This window comes from Arthrobacter sp. 9V (assembly GCF_902506065.1).
Lineage (GTDB): Bacteria > Actinomycetota > Actinomycetes > Actinomycetales > Micrococcaceae > Arthrobacter.
The window spans coordinates 1,143,214-1,159,698 of the sequence record NZ_LR732912.1 but is presented as its reverse complement, the minus strand read 5'-3'; the positions used below and the strand labels follow the sequence as shown (position 1 = coordinate 1,159,698).

The window sequence follows — 16,485 nt, the reverse complement described above, 5'->3', positions numbered from 1 at the left end:
ACACCATTGAACAGCGATACTCCCGTGGCGGATCAAACAGACCACCCCGGCGAGCCGGTGGCCGTTGTGGCCGCCGGTGCCATTCCTTGGCGCGTTACCAAGGGTGCCCTTGAGGTCCTCCTGATTCATCGCCCGCGTTATGACGATTGGTCTTGGCCCAAAGGAAAGCTCGACGCCGGGGAAACAGTTCCTGAGTGCGCTGCCCGTGAAGTGTGGGAAGAGATAGGCCTGCAAGCCCCGCTGGGCATACCTTTACCGCCAATTCATTACCACGTCAGTGCAGGCCTGAAGGTTGTCAGGTACTGGGCAGTCAAGGTCAACGGGGCACCGCTTCGCCCTGACGGCAAAGAAGTGGACAGTGTCATGTGGTGCAGCCCGGAACGGGCAGCGAGCTTCCTGAGCAACCCAACAGATGTGGAGCCGCTGGAATATCTTCAGAAGGCGCACGTCCGCGGCGAGCTGGATACGTGGCCGCTGATATTGATCCGCCATGCCAAAGCGAAGCCGCGGTCTTCCTGGACCAAAGCCGAGGGCGACCGCCCCCTGGCCGCCACCGGCCAGCGGCAGGCAATTGCCGTCCAGCGGCTGTTGGAGGTGTGGAAACCGCAACGTGTTGTGACCAGCCCCTGGGCGCGTTGCGTTGCCACCATCGCCCCCTATGCCAAGGCCAGCGGAGCCAAGGTGAAACTGGTGGAGGCCCTCACCGAGCACAACCACCAGCGTTCCCCCAAGAAAACTGCTGCCGCGGTGGAGGCTTTGTTCGACAAACAAGTACCGATCGCAGTGTGCACGCATCGTCCGGCCCTGCCCACGGCCATGAAGCAGCTGGGCCAGCACATGTCCCAGGCGCTGCGTGCACTGCTTCCCTCCGCCGACCCCTTCCTTTCTCCCGGAGAAGTGATTGTGTGCCAGGTGGCACGGGGATCCGAGCGAAAAATTGTGTCCGTGGAGCAGGTCAAGCCGTTCGACGACTGACACCCGCTATGGCTTGACCCTCACGTCTTTGTATCAGTAGGTTGATACAAAAGATGTGGGGGTCTTGCCGTGGTTGTTGCGCCATCGATGTTTTTCCTGGGACCGGTAGTAGGTGCCATCATCGTGTACCTGTTCCTGAGAATGCAGGTCTGGTCCAAGCCGGATGCACAATCCGTTGCCTCACACGGACTCTGGGTGGGCATCATTGGCTGGATGGCCAGCTCCCTGCAGGGGGCCATGAGCACGGGGATTATCCGCGCGAATTCCCTGGGATCAAACGCTCCTGCAACTCCGGACCAGATCGCCAACGCCCTCGCTTGGCCGATTGTGGCCAGCCTCACCGTCCATGCGCTCGGTCAGCTGAGCTACCCCGCACCTAAGGCACCCCGACGGTACGCAGAGCTCAAGGTCCGGAAAATCAGGGACTTCCTTCCCCGCAAACTCGCTTGGACTACGGCCGCCATCTTCGGATACGCAGCTGTGACCATTGCTTGGATCGCAGCCTTGCCGGCGTACACAGCCGTGCCGCCTACGCCTCCTCCGCCACCGGTGGACCCCCGGACACCTACCACCCCTCCCGGCCCCGGCCCGTTCCAGGGACAGGACGGCCGGATTCCGGGATCCGAACTGGCCTTTTGGCTCGGCGGGGCTCTACTTGTCCTGGCCGTGGGAACGTGGCTGGTGCTCGTCCTGATCGCCCGCCGTCGCCAATTGGAAACGCTCGACGGCGAGGACAACCGGACGATTCGCACCGTCGCCACCAACCGGCTGCTGCGGACCGTGGCAACCATTGCTGCAGGCCTGGCAACCGTTGCCGGCAACTTTGCATCACAGCCGGCCCCGGGAGTCACTTGGCAGCAGTCCTGGTTCAACATGCCGGGGCTCATCAACGTGGCAGTTCTGGCTGCAATGTGGTGGTGGCGGGTCCCCGAACTCCCTTCGATCCTCAATGTTCCGCAAGCCACGAGCGCTAAAACACTCCGCGCCGATCCCCATACCCACGGCGCCGCCCGGCTGAGCATCTCCCTCGGCGCAGTGTTGGGCGTAGTGGGCGGTGTTGCGCTTGTGGCGGGAACTGTGACGATCCTGGTCACCTCACGCCCCTTGGAGCCTTGGGCGTTTCCCGTCGTGACCGCCCTTGCCGCGGCCGCGCTCTTGCTGGTTATTGCAGCCGGCGAGCTGCTGATGGCCCGGAATTACGGAGAACCACAAGCGCAGGTGCATTGGCCCCGCCAGCCTGTTTCGCGGGGGCTGCTCTCCTTCGCGATCGGAAGCGCCTTGATTTTTGCCGTGGCCGTGGCTTTCGCCGTGGCCGCGGAAGCGCAGAGTTTCGCCAACAAGACCTGGCCGGCAGCCCTTCTGCTCTCCGCGGTAGTGGCCGCTTCAGGCGCGGCTGCCATCATTGCCGTGCGCCGTCGTCGTGGAATCCCTGAAAGTGGGGCTGACGCAGGCTTGGACGCCGCACTGAGGGCCATCAGCCTGTACAGAATCGTGAGGACGCTGGCAGCTTACTGCCTGGGGCAGGCTGCAGCGCTGCTGATGATCACCGGCGATGCTTGGTACAGCGTGTTTCCACCAGGCAGCGGCGAATATCCGTTGGCACCCAGCCCGGCGAACACGGTGGGCATGGTGTTGGCTGCCATCGCGGTGATCGTCGCTGTGGTGCCGGTCCGAAGCCTGCTCGGCGCCATACCCCGTGGTGAGCCCGCCAACCTTGGCGAACGAGCACAATGACTGCCGGAATCACGGTGGACCTTACCGATCCTGTGCCACCCTTCGAACAAATCCGCCGGCAGCTCAGATCCCTGATAGCCGTGGGTGTTCTGGAACCAGGAAGCCGCCTGCCCACGGTACGGAGCCTGGCCGGGGACCTGGGAATCGCCGCAGGAACAGTGGCACGCGCCTACAAAGAGCTCGAGCAGCAGGGATTGATCGAATCACGACGACGGAACGGGACTGTCGTCGTCGGGCCGCCTCAGGTGCCGCACGGCACTGTCCGGGGAGACGCTGCGGTGATGGCCGCCGTCGACGGTTTGATCCGGACGGCACGTGAGGCGGGCATTGGTGACGAATCGCTCGTGGACCTGCTTCGGGGTCGACTTGCCCAGACCAGTAAGCTGGACTCGTGAGCATCCCCACCCCTTATGAAGACCTCCTGCGCGATGTCATGGCCAACGGCACACACAAGTCGGACCGCACCGGAACCGGGACGCGCAGCGTTTTCGGCCGACAGTTAAGGTTCGATCTTGCCCGGAGCTTTCCGCTGATCACCACCAAGCGGGTCCACTTCAAATCCGTGGCCGTAGAGCTCCTGTGGTTCCTTCGCGGCGATTCGAATGTGAAGTGGATGCAGGATCAGGGCGTCTCCATCTGGGACGAGTGGGCGGATGCCGACGGCGAGCTGGGCCCGGTTTATGGCGTGCAGTGGCGGAGTTGGCCCACACCCGACGGCGGACACATCGACCAGATCTCCGAACTCATGGCCAACCTGGCGGCCAACCCGGATTCCCGGCGCCACATCGTCTCGGCTTGGAACGTGTCCGAACTCAAGGACATGGCGTTGCCCCCGTGCCATGCGTTCTTCCAGTTCTATGTGGCCGACGGTAAACTCTCCTGCCAGCTGTACCAGCGCTCCGCGGACACGTTCCTGGGCGTCCCCTTCAACATTGCCTCCTACGCACTGCTGACCCGAATGGTGGCGCAGCAGCTTGGACTTGAACCGGGTGAATTCGTTTGGACCGGCGGAGACGTCCACATCTACGACAACCATGTTGACCAGGTTGCCGAGCAGCTCAGCCGTGAGCCGTATGAGTATCCGCAGTTGAAGATCCTCCGCAAGCCGGACTCCATTTTTGACTACACCGTGGACGACTTTGAGGTTGTGGACTACCGCCACCACCCCACCATCAAGGCGCCGATCGCAGTATGAGCACATCCTCTCCCGAGACTCCCTCGCAGCTTCCCGGCGTCATCTTTACCCAAGAGACAGCGGCCCGCATGACGGGCATCGGCATGGTGTGGGCGCAGACGAAGTCCGGCGTGATCGGCAAGGACGGCTCCATGCCGTGGCACCTGCCCGAGGACTTGAAGCACTTCAGCCAGCTCACCACCGGCCATCCCGTCATCATGGGCCGCAAGACGTGGCTGTCCTTCCCCGAAAAGTACCGTCCGCTCCCGGGTCGCACCAACATTGTGGTGACCCGCAACGCTGACTGGGCTTCCACACCCGAGGCGAAGGGCGCCGTCGTGGTTTCCTCCCTGGACGCTGCACTGCTGGAATCGCAGTTCGCGCCCGGTGGCCAGAAAGTATGGATCATTGGCGGCGGCGAAATCTTTGAACAGTCCATGGGCATCGCCAACCTGGCGGTCATCACCATCATCGACGCCGACCTGGAGGGTGACACATACGCCCCCGAACTTGGTGATGATTGGACTTTTGACGCCGTAGCCCCGGCCGAAGGCTGGCTCACCGCAAAAAACGGCACCAACTACCGGTTCACCACATGGCGCCGGAACGAAAGCCAGGAAGACTAAGCATGCTGAAAAAACCTGAAACCTTGTTCGTGCTGGGCTACATGCTGCTGCCGCTTTTCGCCCTCATCTCCGCCATTGTGGGACTCACCATGATTCTGGGCGGCAACAAAATTGCCGGGATCATTGTGCTGATCGTTGTCACTCAGGTGTTTACCTTTGGTGCGTTCTTCGCCCTGCGCAAGCGCAAGGCTGTGCTCCTGCAGGAACATGACGCGTCGTAGCGCAGTGCGTGCGTGACGTAACCAACAGCGGCAGATCGCTGCGAAAGTTTAGACTTGTTCAATGACTACAGCAGCTAATCCGTCCGTTGGACTGGTCGGTTGGCGTGGCATGGTCGGCTCCGTCCTAATGCAGCGCATGCAGGATGAGAACGACTTCGCCAACATCAACCCGGTATTTTTCTCCACCTCGAACGCAGGAGGTGCCGCCCCCTCCTTCGCTGAAGGGGCCGGCAAGCTCGAGGATGCGTTCGATATTGAGACGCTGGCCAAGCTGCCCATTATTGTCACCGCGCAAGGTGGCGACTACACCAAACAGGTCCACGGCGAACTCCGCAACCGCGGCTGGGATGGCCTTTGGATTGACGCTGCGTCCACTTTGCGCATGAACGACGACTCCATCATTGTGCTGGACCCCATCAACCGCGACGTCATCGACGCCGGCCTGTCCGGTGGTGTGAAGGACTTCATCGGCGGCAACTGCACGGTCTCCTGCATGCTGATGGGCCTCGGCGGACTGTTCAAGAACAACTTGGTTGAATGGGGCACCTCCATGACCTACCAGGCTGCCTCCGGTGGCGGTGCCCGGCACATGCGTGAACTCCTCAACCAGTTCGGCACACTCAACAATGAGGTCAGCAGCGAACTGCAGGATCCCGCCTCTGCCATCCTGGAAATCGACCACAAGGTCCTGGCTGCCCAGCGCACCGGCGTTGACGCCACCCAGTTCGGCGTGCCGCTGGCCGGCTCCCTCATTCCGTGGATCGATGCCGACCTCGGCAACGGCCAGTCCAAGGAAGAGTGGAAGGCCGGGGTGGAAACCAACAAGATCCTCGGCACCGGAAACGGCACCGCAGGCAAGGACCACATAGCCATGGACGGCCTGTGCATCCGTATTGGCGCCATGCGTTCGCACTCCCAGGCCCTCACGCTCAAGCTGCGTGAAGACCTTTCAGTCACGGAAATCGAGAACCTCCTGGCCAAGGACAACGAGTGGGCCAAGGTTGTTCCCAACACCAAGGAAGCCTCCATGGCTGACCTGACCCCCGTGGCCGCTTCCGGCACACTGGACATCCCCGTAGGCCGTATCCGCAAGCTCGAAATGGGCCCGGAATACATCAGCGCCTTCACTGTGGGAGACCAGCTCCTCTGGGGTGCGGCCGAGCCGCTCCGCCGCATGCTCAACATTGTGACGGGCAAGCTCTAGTCCTGCCCGGCCTAGTACGTCGCGGCCTAGTACGTCGCTAACCCGCTGTTCCGTTGCTGCACGGCAACGGAACAGCGGGTTTTCCACGTTGTTGGCGGTTCCCCTCAGGGCTTACCTGTTCAGCCGGCCATGAACTTCAGGTATTCGCGGCCCTGGGCTTGGAACGAGCGCTCAGCGGATGGTCCCAGCTCCCCCGCAAACGGCTCCGGCACGACGCCTATGGCCTTGCCGGCTCCGGTCCGGGCCCACGTTCCCACCACTTCGCCTCCGGAGACAATGATCCGCTTGAACACCCCGTTCTTACCCGGCACCACCAGCTCCGCAAACCCGGGGGCCAGCACCAGGCTTCGGTCCTGGTAGCCGAGCAGGAATTCATCGAACCCCGGGAGCGCCAGCAACGCACGCGAGCCGGGGACGCCGTCGTCGAGCATGGCTGCCGTCTCCGGTAAGAGCCAATAGCTGGTACCGCCGAGCTGCACGTCCACCAAACGGTCCTGCACCTCTGTGAGGGCCTTGCGCGCTTCGGTAAGGGGAATCTGGCTCCACCAGGAAAAATCCTTGATGGTGGCAGGGCCGTGGCTCCGGACATAGCGGAACAGCAGCTCGGCAATCCCTTCCTCCCGATCCAGCTGCCTGGAGTCCGGAATCCACTGGTCGAACGGCACGAACAGCTGCTGGACGCCCACTTTGCCGTTGGTCCCCGCCATGGGCCCTTGTACCAGCCACGCGCGCTGGCAGAGACTCCCCAACAGGTGTATTCCCCGCTGCGCTTTGGTGATTTGGCCGGCGTCCTCGAAAGCTTGGAACAGCTGCTCCCGGCTTGCTCCCGAGGCACCCGCCGCTTTGAGTTCCTCAGAGGTTTTGAAAGCAATGTCCCGGCAATGGCTAATGTCCTCGGCCGTGATGCCGAGTTCCCGATGGCGACCAGCTACCGCCTTCATCAGCTTCTCGCCCGTGATGCCCAGAATCCAGCGGAGATCCTCGGGAGCGAGCAGATGCAGGGTGCCTCGCATGGGCCATGACCGGACCACGGTGCCGGAGTCGAGGGCCGCACGAACATCTGAGGCAGCCGTTCCCGGTACGCGCTGCCCAACCGCCCACAATGCTGATCCGAGGTCCTGCGCCTGCATGCAGGTCATCCACCGAACAGCGTCTGGCACGGTGGAAAAACCGCCACCCAACAGCCCTTGGCTGGCAAGCCGCAGCCGGCCCATCACACGCGGAGCGGGGTTGGATCTCTGAGCAAGCATGCTTCATCCTAAAAGCACCTGCCAGTACAGGGAATCTTGCCGTGCCTCCCAGCCGTCACCCAGCACCGGATCCTAGGATGGGTTCATGCTTTTTGGTGACCTTGCTCCGTTTGTGCGGCCGATGAGCCGGTGGTTGGCTACCGCCGGCTGGTTCTGCACGCTCGCCGGGCTAGCCGCAGGGCTGATCGTAGCCGTAGGAACAGGGGTGAGCCTTTCCCCTTCAATGCAGGCAATCCAGACCATCAGCCTGGTTGCAACTGCAGCTGCCGCGGTTCTCATTGGAACCGCTGCCGCCACCCAACCTGTATCCGACCGCGACGACGACGCCCCGGAGCCATGGTTCTACCCGGCAGCTGCAGCGCAGGTCCGCAGTTTCCTCCTCGGAGCGATCGTGCTGCTCCTGGGCCTTGTCGGTTTCGCCACTGCCGGGCTGTTCATGCCCAGCGGACCGTCGCCGCAGAGTATTGCGTTCAGCCAGATTTTCCTGCTGGGAGCCGTCAGCTGCGGGCTCACGTTCCTGCTGCTCAACAAAGTCCTGCCGATCGCGGAGCGGCGCACCCGCTAGAGGCTAACGCCGATCAGCAATGGTTCCGGGTGCAGTTCAATACCAAATCGCTTCACGACGCCGGCACGCACCTCACGCGCAATGGCCACCATGTCCGTGGCCGAGGCTGAACCCCGATTGGTGATGGCGAGAGTGTGCTTGGTGGACAGGGAAGCCCGCCCACCGGAGACACTGGAATCCTCGAGCCCGAAGCCTTTGCCGAAGCCTGCCTGATCGATCAGCCAAGCAGCGGAGAGTTTCACCAATCCGTTGTCCCCGGCAGGGTATTTGGGCGCATCTTCGGGCAAAGTGGAGGCAAGATCAGCAGGCACAATCGGGTTGGTAAAGAACGAGCCCGTGGAGTAGGTGTCCCGATCCGCTGCGTCCAGGACCATGCCCTTGGACGCGCGGAGTCGGAGGACTTCCCTGCGCACATCGTTGGAGTACGCACGTTTGCCGGCTTCGACACCCAGCACACGAGCCAGTTCCGCGTACCGGATGGGGGCACTCATCCGGCCCAATGGCAGCTGGAACTCCACCGTCAGCACAACATAGCGGGGCGAGCCCTCAACGGTGGTCTGCTTCAAGATGGAGTCGCGGTACCCGAATTTGAGTTCGGAGTTGGTAAAGGTATGCACCGCATTGCGTTCACGGTCCCAGGTGCGGACGGCAGCAATGGTTTGCGAAACGTCGGCGCCGTAAGCTCCCACATTCTGAACGGGGGTGGCACCGGTTGCTCCCGGGATTCCGGACAACGCTTCGAGCCCGGACCAGGCGTGCAGCACTGAATGTTCCACCAAGGCGTCCCAGTTGTGGCCCGCCTGTACTACCACCGACACGCCCCCGCAACTGTCTTCGGAATTCACGGTGAATCCCTCCGAGGCGACCTTCAGGACGGTACCGGGGTAGCCTTCGTCCGAAATCAGGAGGTTGGAGCCACCACCGATGATCAGGAGTTTTTCGCCGGCAGCGTCGGCAGACCTGACGGCGTCGATGATCTCTGCCTCGGTGCGGGCCTCAATGTAGTTGCCCGCGGGCCCGCCAACGGCAGCAGTGGTCAGTTCAGAAAGCAGCGTTTGGGTCACCAATCAAGCCTAACGGGCTTCTTTGGGCTGCGCAGACTTGGCCGGCTTCCCGCCAGCCAAGGGTGCCAGGAAGAAACTGACCACCAGCATCACCAACGGGGCGAGCAGCGAATGCAGGATGCCAAAGTGTTCAGCCAACAGTCCCAAGAGCGGAGGGCCGCATAGGAACGCACCGTAGCCAATGGTGGACACTACCGACACGCGGGCCGCTGCGTGCACCGGGTCATCGGCGGCTGCAGACATTCCCACGGGAAACCCCAGGGAAGCGCCCAGGCCCCACACCGCCAACGCCACAAAGGCTAGCCAAGGAACAGGAGAAAACACAAAAAGGGACAGACCCACGACGGCGGTGGCCGAGCACCAGCGCATCACCACCACACGCCCAAAACGGTCCAGGATGACCGTCCCGGTGAAGCGACCGATGGTCATGAACGTCACGAAGAGCCCATAGCCCACAGCGCCTGCGGCGTCTGACTGGCCGTAGCCGTCGGCCAGTGCCAGAGCCACCCAGTCCCCCGCGGCTCCTTCGGCCAGTGCCAGGCCGAGGACCAGGACGCCGATCAGCAGAGTCCGCCGGTCACGCCATGCAAGAGCCACGAGCCGCTTATTGTCCAGCGGAGGGGCTGGTTTCCCGGTGTCCGGCTGAGCACCGGCCGACTGAGCACCGGCCGGCTCGCCGGAGAGGACGGGCAGCGGACCCGTGGAGGGATCCTTGAAGGTGTCCGTCTCTTCAGGGCGGTACGCCGGCGTAGCTGCAGCGGTCTTTTCCGCCCGGAACCAGAAGGTTGCCGAGACCACCGAGGAGGTGACAACCACACCCGCAATCAGGAAATGCCAGAACACCGGCATGTGGATGGCAGCTGCCCAGGCACCGAAACCTGCAGCGGCCACAGTTCCTAGGCTGAAGGCACCGTGCAGATGCGGCATGATGTGCCGCTGCAACTCGCGTTCCAGCGAGGCCCCTTCCACGTTGGATGCAGTGTTCCAACTGGCCGTCCCCAGACCCAGAACCACCAAGCCCGCAGCCACCGCCGGAGGACTGGCTAAAAGTGAGGTGCCCACACCCACTGTGACCAGGCCCGCACCCACCATGCTGCTGCCGATCCTGGTGGTCAGCTTGGGGCCGAAACGCAGCACAATCAGGCCTGAAGCTGAGATCGAAATGAACGAGGCCACCGTCATGCACATCAGCAAGAGGCCGATGCCGCCCGGCGTGAGGTTCAGTCCGTCGCGAATGGCGGGCAGGCGGGATACCCACGTGGCGAAGGCAATGCCGCTGGCCGCATAGGAGGCAAGAACAGCGGCGCGCCACCGCGACATTTCAGTCGATGTGGCGCCCGGTTTGCTGCGATGTTGCCAGGTGTTCGCTTGGTTCAAGAGACCTTCACAACCACCTGTGACTTCATGAGGACCTTCTGCCCGCCCGCAACAACCGTGAGGTCGACGCGCGCGGTGCGGGCATCGGCGTCGAGCGCTCCCACAACACCGGTGACGTCAATGACGGCCCCGGCCTGATCGGTGCCGGTGGTGTCCGTGACAAGGATGGGCTTGGTGAAGCGCGTCTGGTAATCGATCACGGCGGCGGGGTCGCCGGCCCAGTCGCTCACCAGCTGCACTGCGGCGCCCATGGTGAACATGCCGTGGGCGATGACGCCCGGCAGTTCCACGGAAGTAGCAAATGCCTCGTTCCAGTGAATGGGGTTGAAGTCGCCCGATGCTCCGGCGTACTTGACCAGGTCCTGACGGGTGACCTCAATGCTGCGGGTGCCGATTTCCTGGCCGACCGTCAGTTCTTCGAATGTAGGGCTCATGGTTACTGTCCCTCTCCGCGGACCAGGATGGACGAGGTTGTGGTGGCCACCTTTTCGCCGGCTTCAGTGGAAATCTCGGAGCGCGTGGTGATCATGGCTCCCCCGCCCATGGCCCGGACGCCGTCGACGTGCAGTTCGGCAACCAGGCGATCCCCGGCGACTATGGGCCGGTGGTGGGTGAATCGCTGGTCTGCATGAACCACCCGGGAGAAGTCGATGCCCGACTCCGGGTCCTGGACCAGCTGGGCATCGGCACGCTGGGCGACGATGATGGCAAATGTTGGAGGGGCAACGAGGTCGCTGTGGCCAAGGGCCCTGGCTGCCTCAACATCGAAGTGAGCCGGGTTGCCGGCTTTTACAGCCTTGGCGAACTCGCGGATCTTTTCACGGCCGACGTCGTATACCTCTGCGGCAGGGTAGCTTCGGCCCTGCAAGTCCGGATTGATACTCATGCTCCAACCCTATCGGCCCCGGGAGCCCGGATGCAGCGCACTATGCCGGGACGTTACTTCTTGTAGCTCTTGCGGATCTTCTGGCCACGAACCACCAGTCCGGTGACATGGAGGAGCAGGCCAACTCCAATGACGGGCAGCGACGCAAGGGCCAAGGCCTGGTTCCCGGAGGTGTTTCCCACAATGGACAGGATTAGCCCAACGGCGATCAGCCCCATGGCGCTGAAAACCAGCACTTTGTACGACGTAGAGGCAGTAGCCCAAAATTGTTCCAGCACCGTCCAAGTCTACCGGCGTGCGTTGCGGGGCCCACTCTGCGGGCCAAAACCCACGAATACCACGCAAAGCGGCCCCACAACGCGATGGGTGTGCGGTTTAGAACAAGGAGTCCTGCAGCGCCGGGATTTCCGTGGTGTGGGGGCCGAACTCGATCTTGCGGCCCTTCAACGCCCCGAGGTCTGCCACGAAGCTGCCCTCCACTTCGTTACCCGCGGCATCGGGGAGCCCGGCCAAGGCGATGGGGCCGGACAGTGAGCGTATCCGCAAACCGTGCCCTCCGGCGTCGAACGTTGCCGGGTACGGATGGCGACGCGCTCCCGCGGCACCACAGAGCTGCTCCGCCAAAGCGGGCCGCTCCCACTCTTCCTCCACAACGGCGTATCCGGTCACTGCCAGGCCACCGAGCAGCTCCCGCACTCTTCCGGAGTGCTGCCGGTTCAGTGCCAAAAGCTCGACGCCGGAACGCGGCTCCACGAGGCCCGCAGCTTTGGAAGCGGAACGGACTTGCTGGACAAGACCGAGCTCGCGCGTGACCATGTCCTCAAGAACACGAACAACACGGCCATCTTCAGCGTGTGCCACATAGGAAGCGTGCACAGCACCCTGCTCAGCGAGCCGGTTCCATTTTCTGGGGGCGGAGGCCGTTCCTACTTTGGTGGCACCGTTCGCAAACGTGGCCACGTAAAGCCAGTGTGGCTGCATCAGGTAAGCACGGAGGCCAGTGGGAACGGAGGTGCCACGGTGGAAGTCGTGCATCAGCCGGGAGTCGTCCCGCGCAAAGCAGGCCCCGCATTGCTTACCGCGCTCGGCCGCAGATCCACTGCGGCACGGCACGTGCGTGCGGTCCCCCGGGCCATGAACTTTGGTGTGCCCCAGGCACCACAAACCGGGGATAACGCGCAAGCCCAGGGCTGAGCCCTGGGCCAACGCAACATCAGTGAACTCCGAGTCAGCCGTGAATAACCGCAGCGTAGGGGACGGAGAATCCCACGCGACTCCGTGGACAAGCACGTTTACCTGACCAGCATGCTTACAAGGAGGGCTGAACTCCGAAGGCTACTGCGAGCTTCATGATCTTCTCGGCACGCCCCAAACGCGGGAGGTCCGAGCCATCACGGATGACTCGACCGTTGGCTTCGAAGTCGCTCATGAAGTCCGTAGCCCAGGCAACGTCCGACGGCGTGGGGCTGATGACCTCATTGATCACGGTGGTTTGGTCGATGGCCAGGCAGAGCTTGCCGGTCATGCCCATGGTCACGGTGATGCCCGTCTGCTCGCGCAGGATGGGGTGGTTGGTGCCAACGGTGGGGCCGTCGATGGGACCCGGCAGATTGCCGACGCGGCTGGCGACAACCAGCTTGGCGCGCGGATAAGCCATGGCTTCCGGAGTGGCCGCCATGCCGGTGTCGCGGCGGAAGTCACCGGAGCCGAAAGCAAGGCGGAAAGCACCTTGAGCACGCGCAATGTGGTTGGCTTCCTCGATGCCCAAAGCGGACTCAACAAGTGCAACAACGGGAGTCTTGCCGTCCATGCGGTGGTAGGACTCGGTGACCTGGTCCGCGGACTCGGTCTTTGCGAGCATCACGCCGAGCAGGCCCGGGGTGCCGCGCAGCCCCGCGAGGTCGTCAGCCCAGAACGGGCTGGTGGCGTCATTGATGCGAACCCAAGCCTTGCCGCCGGCGGTCAGCCAGTTGACCACGTTCTCGCGGGCGATGTCCTTTTGGGAAGGGTCCACGGCGTCTTCGATGTCAAGGATGATGGCGTCTGCCCGTGAACCCGCGGATTCGTCAAAAAGCTCCGTCTTCATGGCATTCACAAGGAGCCATGAACGGGCGATGTCGGCGGGAATATTGCGGGTAGGCCGAACCGATTCGGCGGCGATGCTAGACGTCATGTATCTACCGTATCCGCCCTGCAGCCCGCACAGCGAAGAATTGCGCCCGGTTGTGAGGATCAATACGAACTAAACCCCATATGACTGTGGGGTCCGGCAGTATGAACGCCCGACGGCGGTACCCGCCAGTCATATCCGGCCCTCCTGTAGCTGTTGTTCACAGGGCTCAACACGGCGTCTTTGTGTCCCCGGGTTGCCGGGAATGGCCTCGGATTTCGTTCCGTTTCGGGCTGTTTCGCAGCATTTCCGGCCGTTACCCGGGCACTTCCCACACGCCGTCGGGATGGGTTTACATCGTTCCCAAGCCGTTGCAGGTTCCCAAACCCTTACCTAAGCCGGCCACCCAACACATCCCTACCCATTCGAAAGTAGCTCCCATGAAATTGCACCTGCCCCTGCTGAGCGTCGCGGCCGCCGTCGTACTAGCGCTGACGGTGTCCGGCTGCGGCGGTGCAGCCGAAGCCGGACAAGGCGGCCAAGCCGGCAATGAAGTCACCGAACTCCGTTACCAAGGCTCCGCCAACAACGTCACCTTTCCTGAGCTCGCAGCAGATCTGGGGTACCTCGGGGACCTGAAGTTGAACTGGGTTGGCAACACCACCAGCGGGCCGCAGGACATCCAGTCCGCGGCCACCAACCAGACGGACTTCGGCGGCGCCTTCTCCGGAGCGGTAGTCAAGCTGATCGAAGCAGGCGCACCGGTCAAGGCCGTCACCAACTACTACGGGTCCGATGAGAAGACCTTCAGCGGCTACTACGTCAAAGCCGGGAGCCCCATCAACGAACCCCGGGACCTGATCGGCAAGAAGGTCGCCGTCAACACCCTGGGTGCACATCACGAAGCCGTCATCAACACCTGGCTGACCAAGAACGGGCTCAGCCAAGACGAAATCAAGCAAGTCCAGTTGGTCCCGCTGGCACCGAACGATACCGAGGAGGCCATTCGCCGCGGCCAAGTGGACGCCGGAACACTTGGCGGCGTGCTGCAGGACCGGGCCATCGAGGCTGGAGGACTGAGGTCGCTGTTCAGCGACGTGGAGCTGTTCGGGGCATTCGCCGGAGGCCAGATCGTGCTCCGCACCGACTTCATTCAAAAGAACCCCAACACCACGCGCACCTTCACCACGGGCGTTGCCAAAGCGATCAAGTGGGCAGCGGAAACTCCCCGGGATGAAGTCATTGCCCGCTTCACCAAGATCATCGAAAGCCGTGGCCGCAACGAAAGCACGGCAAACCTGAAGTTCTGGAAGAGCCCCGGGGTCCCGGACGCAGGCGTGATCAAGGACGAAGACTTCACCAAATGGGAGGCCTGGCTCAGCTCGGCAGGAATCGTCAAGGACAAGCTCACACCCTCCAAGTACTACACCAACGAGTTCAACGAGCTCGCTACGAAGAAGGGATAGCAATGACCGCGAAAATCAGCCTCAGGAATGTCACCAAGGAGTTCACGGTCCGGGCCACCAAAACAACCAGCGCCACCCGGCTCACCGCCATCGATTCCCTCAGCCTGGACGTCCGCGACGGCGAGTTCCTCACCCTGGTGGGGCCCAGTGGTTCGGGCAAGACCACGCTCCTGGACCTTCTGGCCGGGCTCTCCACCCCCACCTCGGGCGAGGTCCTGGTGGACGGCAAAGCCGTCACCGGGCCGGGCAAGGACCGTGCCGTGGTGTTCCAGCAGTACGCGTTGTTCCCATGGCGCACTGCGTCGGCGAATGTCTCGATCGGCCTTGAGGGCGTGGGCCCGGACGGCAAGAAGTTGAATCGCCGCGAACGGGCAGCGAAAGCCAGCGAATATCTTGCGTTGGTGGGGCTGGCGGGCTTCGAGGACCGCTACCCTCACGAGCTCTCCGGCGGCATGAAGCAGCGGGTGGCGATCGCCCGCAGCCTGGCTTACGAGCCGGATGTGCTGCTGATGGACGAACCGTTCGCCGCCTTGGACGCCCAGACCCGCGAGCAGCTGCAGGATGAGCTCCTGCGGATCTGGAAGGCCACGGGCAAGACCATCGTCTTCATCACGCACGGCATAGACGAGGCCGTGTACCTCGGCGAGCGCGTGGCTGTGCTAAGTGCCAGGCCCGGACGTCTCAAGGAAATCGTGGACATCAACATCCCGGACCGTGCCGGCGAGGAGGACATCCGCTCCCACCCCGCGTTCGTTGAGCATCGCCACCAGGTGTGGACGCTCCTTCATGACGAAGTCCGCAGGGCCCAGAACGCCGGTCACCGCAAGATTCTGCCCGATGGCAGCGCGCCGGATGAACCCGCAACAACTGCCACTGAAAGGAGTGCGGCCTGATGACCACCACACTGACTCCAAGAGAAGCCGCACCTCAGGCGGGCCGTTCGCCTGAGGCAAGTACCGCCGTCGAACGTTCCCTTGGTTCCCCGGCAACTGAAGAAGGCACGACGCCGGCGCCTGGCTTGGCGCGGCGAGTCACCGGGGCGGTGGGGTCGGGTCTGTGGAAGTCTGCGGCGATCCTGGCGTTCCTGGCCCTCTGGGAGCTTGGGCCGACGTATTTGGCGAGTCCATCAACCCGGGTGTTCCTCCCTCCGCTGCATGAAGTGCTGTTGGCTTGGGGCAAGCTCTTTGAAGCCGGCACCATTCAAGGGCACATCGCGGCCAGCCTCACCCGCTCCGTCACCGGCTTCGGCGCAGCGTTGCTGGCAGGTGTTTCGCTGGGCCTCCTGATCGCTTGGTACGGGCGCCTGAATTCTGTCCTGAACCCCCTGCTGGAGCTTTTCCGCAACACGGCAGCGTTGGCTCTGCTGCCGGTGTTCACGCTGCTGCTGGGTATTGGTGAGGAATCCAAGATCAGCATTGTGGCCTACGCGGCGTTCTTCCCGGTTCTCCTGAACACCATTGCCGGGGTGAAGACCGTGGATCCGCTCCTGATCCGGGCAGCCCGTTCCTTGGGGCTCAACAGCTTCAGGCTCTTCCAGAAGGTCATCCTGCCCTCCGCAGTTCCCACCATCTTCACGGGAATCCGCATGGCCGGCACCGCATCCATCCTGGTGTTGATCGCCGCTGAAATGGTGGGAGCCAAGGCCGGTCTGGGCTATTTGATCGTGAACGCGCAGAGCAGCTTCCTCATCCCGGACATGTACGCCGGCATCCTCACGGTCTCCCTGCTGGGGCTCGGCGTGAACTTCCTGCTGGTAGCCCTTGAGCGGCATTTCTCCCGCTGGCGGACCGCCGTGGGCGCTGCCGCTTCCTGACCCACCCCGCGGCACCTGCC

General features: G+C 63.0%; 19 protein-coding genes. 11 read left to right on the top strand and 8 right to left on the bottom strand.

The genetic code is table 11. The annotated features are described in order from the left end of the window. Positions 1 to 6 precede the first annotated feature (6 nt). From BACI9J_RS05440 to asd, 7 genes are all read left to right on the top strand, one after another. Positions 7 to 975, top strand: a complete 969-nt coding sequence (locus BACI9J_RS05440) for an NUDIX hydrolase (protein WP_159733521.1) — start codon at positions 7 to 9, stop codon at positions 973 to 975. 69 nt (positions 976 to 1,044) lie between these two features. Beyond that, complete coding sequence (locus tag BACI9J_RS05435) at positions 1,045 to 2,709, top strand: hypothetical protein (protein ID WP_159733520.1); 1,665 nt, start codon at positions 1,045 to 1,047, stop codon at positions 2,707 to 2,709. Next, complete coding sequence (locus BACI9J_RS05430) at positions 2,706 to 3,104, top strand: GntR family transcriptional regulator (RefSeq protein WP_159733519.1); 399 nt, start codon at positions 2,706 to 2,708, stop codon at positions 3,102 to 3,104. The genes BACI9J_RS05435 and BACI9J_RS05430 overlap by 4 nt, the downstream gene beginning before the upstream one ends. Further along, on the top strand, positions 3,101 to 3,904 hold the full coding sequence (locus tag BACI9J_RS05425) for a thymidylate synthase (RefSeq protein WP_159733518.1): 804 nt from the start codon (positions 3,101 to 3,103) through the stop codon (positions 3,902 to 3,904). Before BACI9J_RS05430 ends, BACI9J_RS05425 begins: the two co-directional genes overlap by 4 nt. Then, the gene (locus BACI9J_RS05420; protein WP_159733517.1) at positions 3,901 to 4,509 is read left to right on the top strand and encodes a dihydrofolate reductase; all 609 of its coding nucleotides are present in this window, start codon (positions 3,901 to 3,903) and stop codon (positions 4,507 to 4,509) included. The genes BACI9J_RS05425 and BACI9J_RS05420 overlap by 4 nt, the downstream gene beginning before the upstream one ends. Positions 4,510 to 4,511: 2 nt before the next feature. Continuing rightward, complete coding sequence (locus BACI9J_RS05415; protein ID WP_159733516.1) at positions 4,512 to 4,730, top strand: NF038396 family protein; 219 nt, start codon at positions 4,512 to 4,514, stop codon at positions 4,728 to 4,730. Positions 4,731 to 4,791: 61 nt separating this feature from the next. After that, positions 4,792 to 5,934 (top strand): aspartate-semialdehyde dehydrogenase, encoded by a 1,143-nt coding sequence (asd, locus tag BACI9J_RS05410; RefSeq protein WP_159733515.1) that lies wholly within the window; start codon positions 4,792 to 4,794, stop codon positions 5,932 to 5,934. Between the two features lie 119 nt (positions 5,935 to 6,053). Here asd and BACI9J_RS05405 read toward each other — a convergent pair whose 3' ends face one another. Then, a complete protein-coding gene (locus tag BACI9J_RS05405; protein WP_159733514.1) occupies positions 6,054 to 7,184 on the bottom strand; it encodes a winged helix DNA-binding domain-containing protein in 1,131 nt (376 codons plus the stop codon). An 85-nt stretch (positions 7,185 to 7,269) separates the two neighbouring features. Between BACI9J_RS05405 and BACI9J_RS05400 the strand changes: the two genes are divergently transcribed. Further along, positions 7,270 to 7,749, top strand: coding sequence for a hypothetical protein (locus BACI9J_RS05400; RefSeq protein ID WP_159733513.1), 480 nt, complete (start codon positions 7,270 to 7,272; stop codon positions 7,747 to 7,749). Here the strand turns inward: BACI9J_RS05400 and BACI9J_RS05395 are convergent. The 7 genes from BACI9J_RS05395 to BACI9J_RS05365 all read right to left on the bottom strand — a co-directional run bounded on the left by BACI9J_RS05395 (position 7,746) and on the right by BACI9J_RS05365 (position 13,249). Continuing rightward, complete coding sequence (locus BACI9J_RS05395; protein ID WP_159733512.1) at positions 7,746 to 8,813, bottom strand: UDP-N-acetylmuramate dehydrogenase; 1,068 nt, start codon at positions 8,811 to 8,813, stop codon at positions 7,746 to 7,748. The genes BACI9J_RS05400 and BACI9J_RS05395 overlap by 4 nt on opposite strands. Positions 8,814 to 8,822: 9 nt before the next feature. After that, on the bottom strand, positions 8,823 to 10,133 hold the full coding sequence (locus tag BACI9J_RS05390; RefSeq protein WP_201296513.1) for an MFS transporter: 1,311 nt from the start codon (positions 10,131 to 10,133) through the stop codon (positions 8,823 to 8,825). Between the two features lie 53 nt (positions 10,134 to 10,186). Then, a complete protein-coding gene (locus BACI9J_RS05385; protein ID WP_159733510.1) occupies positions 10,187 to 10,624 on the bottom strand; it encodes a MaoC family dehydratase in 438 nt (145 codons plus the stop codon). Positions 10,625 to 10,626: 2 nt separating this feature from the next. After that, entirely contained in the window at positions 10,627 to 11,076 is a 450-nt protein-coding gene (locus BACI9J_RS05380; RefSeq protein WP_159733509.1) for a MaoC family dehydratase N-terminal domain-containing protein, read from the bottom strand. A gap of 53 nt (positions 11,077 to 11,129) precedes the next feature. Continuing rightward, positions 11,130 to 11,354 (bottom strand): DUF3188 domain-containing protein, encoded by a 225-nt coding sequence (locus BACI9J_RS05375; RefSeq protein ID WP_159733508.1) that lies wholly within the window; start codon positions 11,352 to 11,354, stop codon positions 11,130 to 11,132. Positions 11,355 to 11,451: 97 nt separating this feature from the next. Continuing rightward, positions 11,452 to 12,366 (bottom strand): DUF2797 domain-containing protein, encoded by a 915-nt coding sequence (locus tag BACI9J_RS05370; RefSeq protein WP_159733507.1) that lies wholly within the window; start codon positions 12,364 to 12,366, stop codon positions 11,452 to 11,454. Between the two features lie 19 nt (positions 12,367 to 12,385). Beyond that, positions 12,386 to 13,249 carry an HpcH/HpaI aldolase/citrate lyase family protein gene (locus BACI9J_RS05365; protein ID WP_159733506.1) on the bottom strand — a complete coding sequence of 288 codons (864 nt, stop codon included), beginning with the start codon at positions 13,247 to 13,249 and terminating at the stop codon, positions 12,386 to 12,388. A gap of 377 nt (positions 13,250 to 13,626) precedes the next feature. On the opposite strand from BACI9J_RS05365, the gene BACI9J_RS05360 reads away from it, so the two are divergent. Genes BACI9J_RS05360 through BACI9J_RS05350 form a run of 3 tightly spaced genes read left to right on the top strand, consistent with a single transcriptional unit; the run spans position 13,627 to position 16,465 of the window. Beyond that, a complete protein-coding gene (locus BACI9J_RS05360) occupies positions 13,627 to 14,652 on the top strand; it encodes an ABC transporter substrate-binding protein (RefSeq protein ID WP_236558489.1) in 1,026 nt (341 codons plus the stop codon). A 2-nt stretch (positions 14,653 to 14,654) separates the two neighbouring features. Further along, the gene (locus BACI9J_RS05355; protein WP_159733504.1) at positions 14,655 to 15,545 is read left to right on the top strand and encodes an ABC transporter ATP-binding protein; all 891 of its coding nucleotides are present in this window, start codon (positions 14,655 to 14,657) and stop codon (positions 15,543 to 15,545) included. After that, on the top strand, positions 15,545 to 16,465 hold the full coding sequence (locus tag BACI9J_RS05350; protein WP_159733503.1) for an ABC transporter permease: 921 nt from the start codon (positions 15,545 to 15,547) through the stop codon (positions 16,463 to 16,465). The genes BACI9J_RS05355 and BACI9J_RS05350 overlap by 1 nt, the downstream gene beginning before the upstream one ends. Positions 16,466 to 16,485 lie beyond the last annotated feature (20 nt).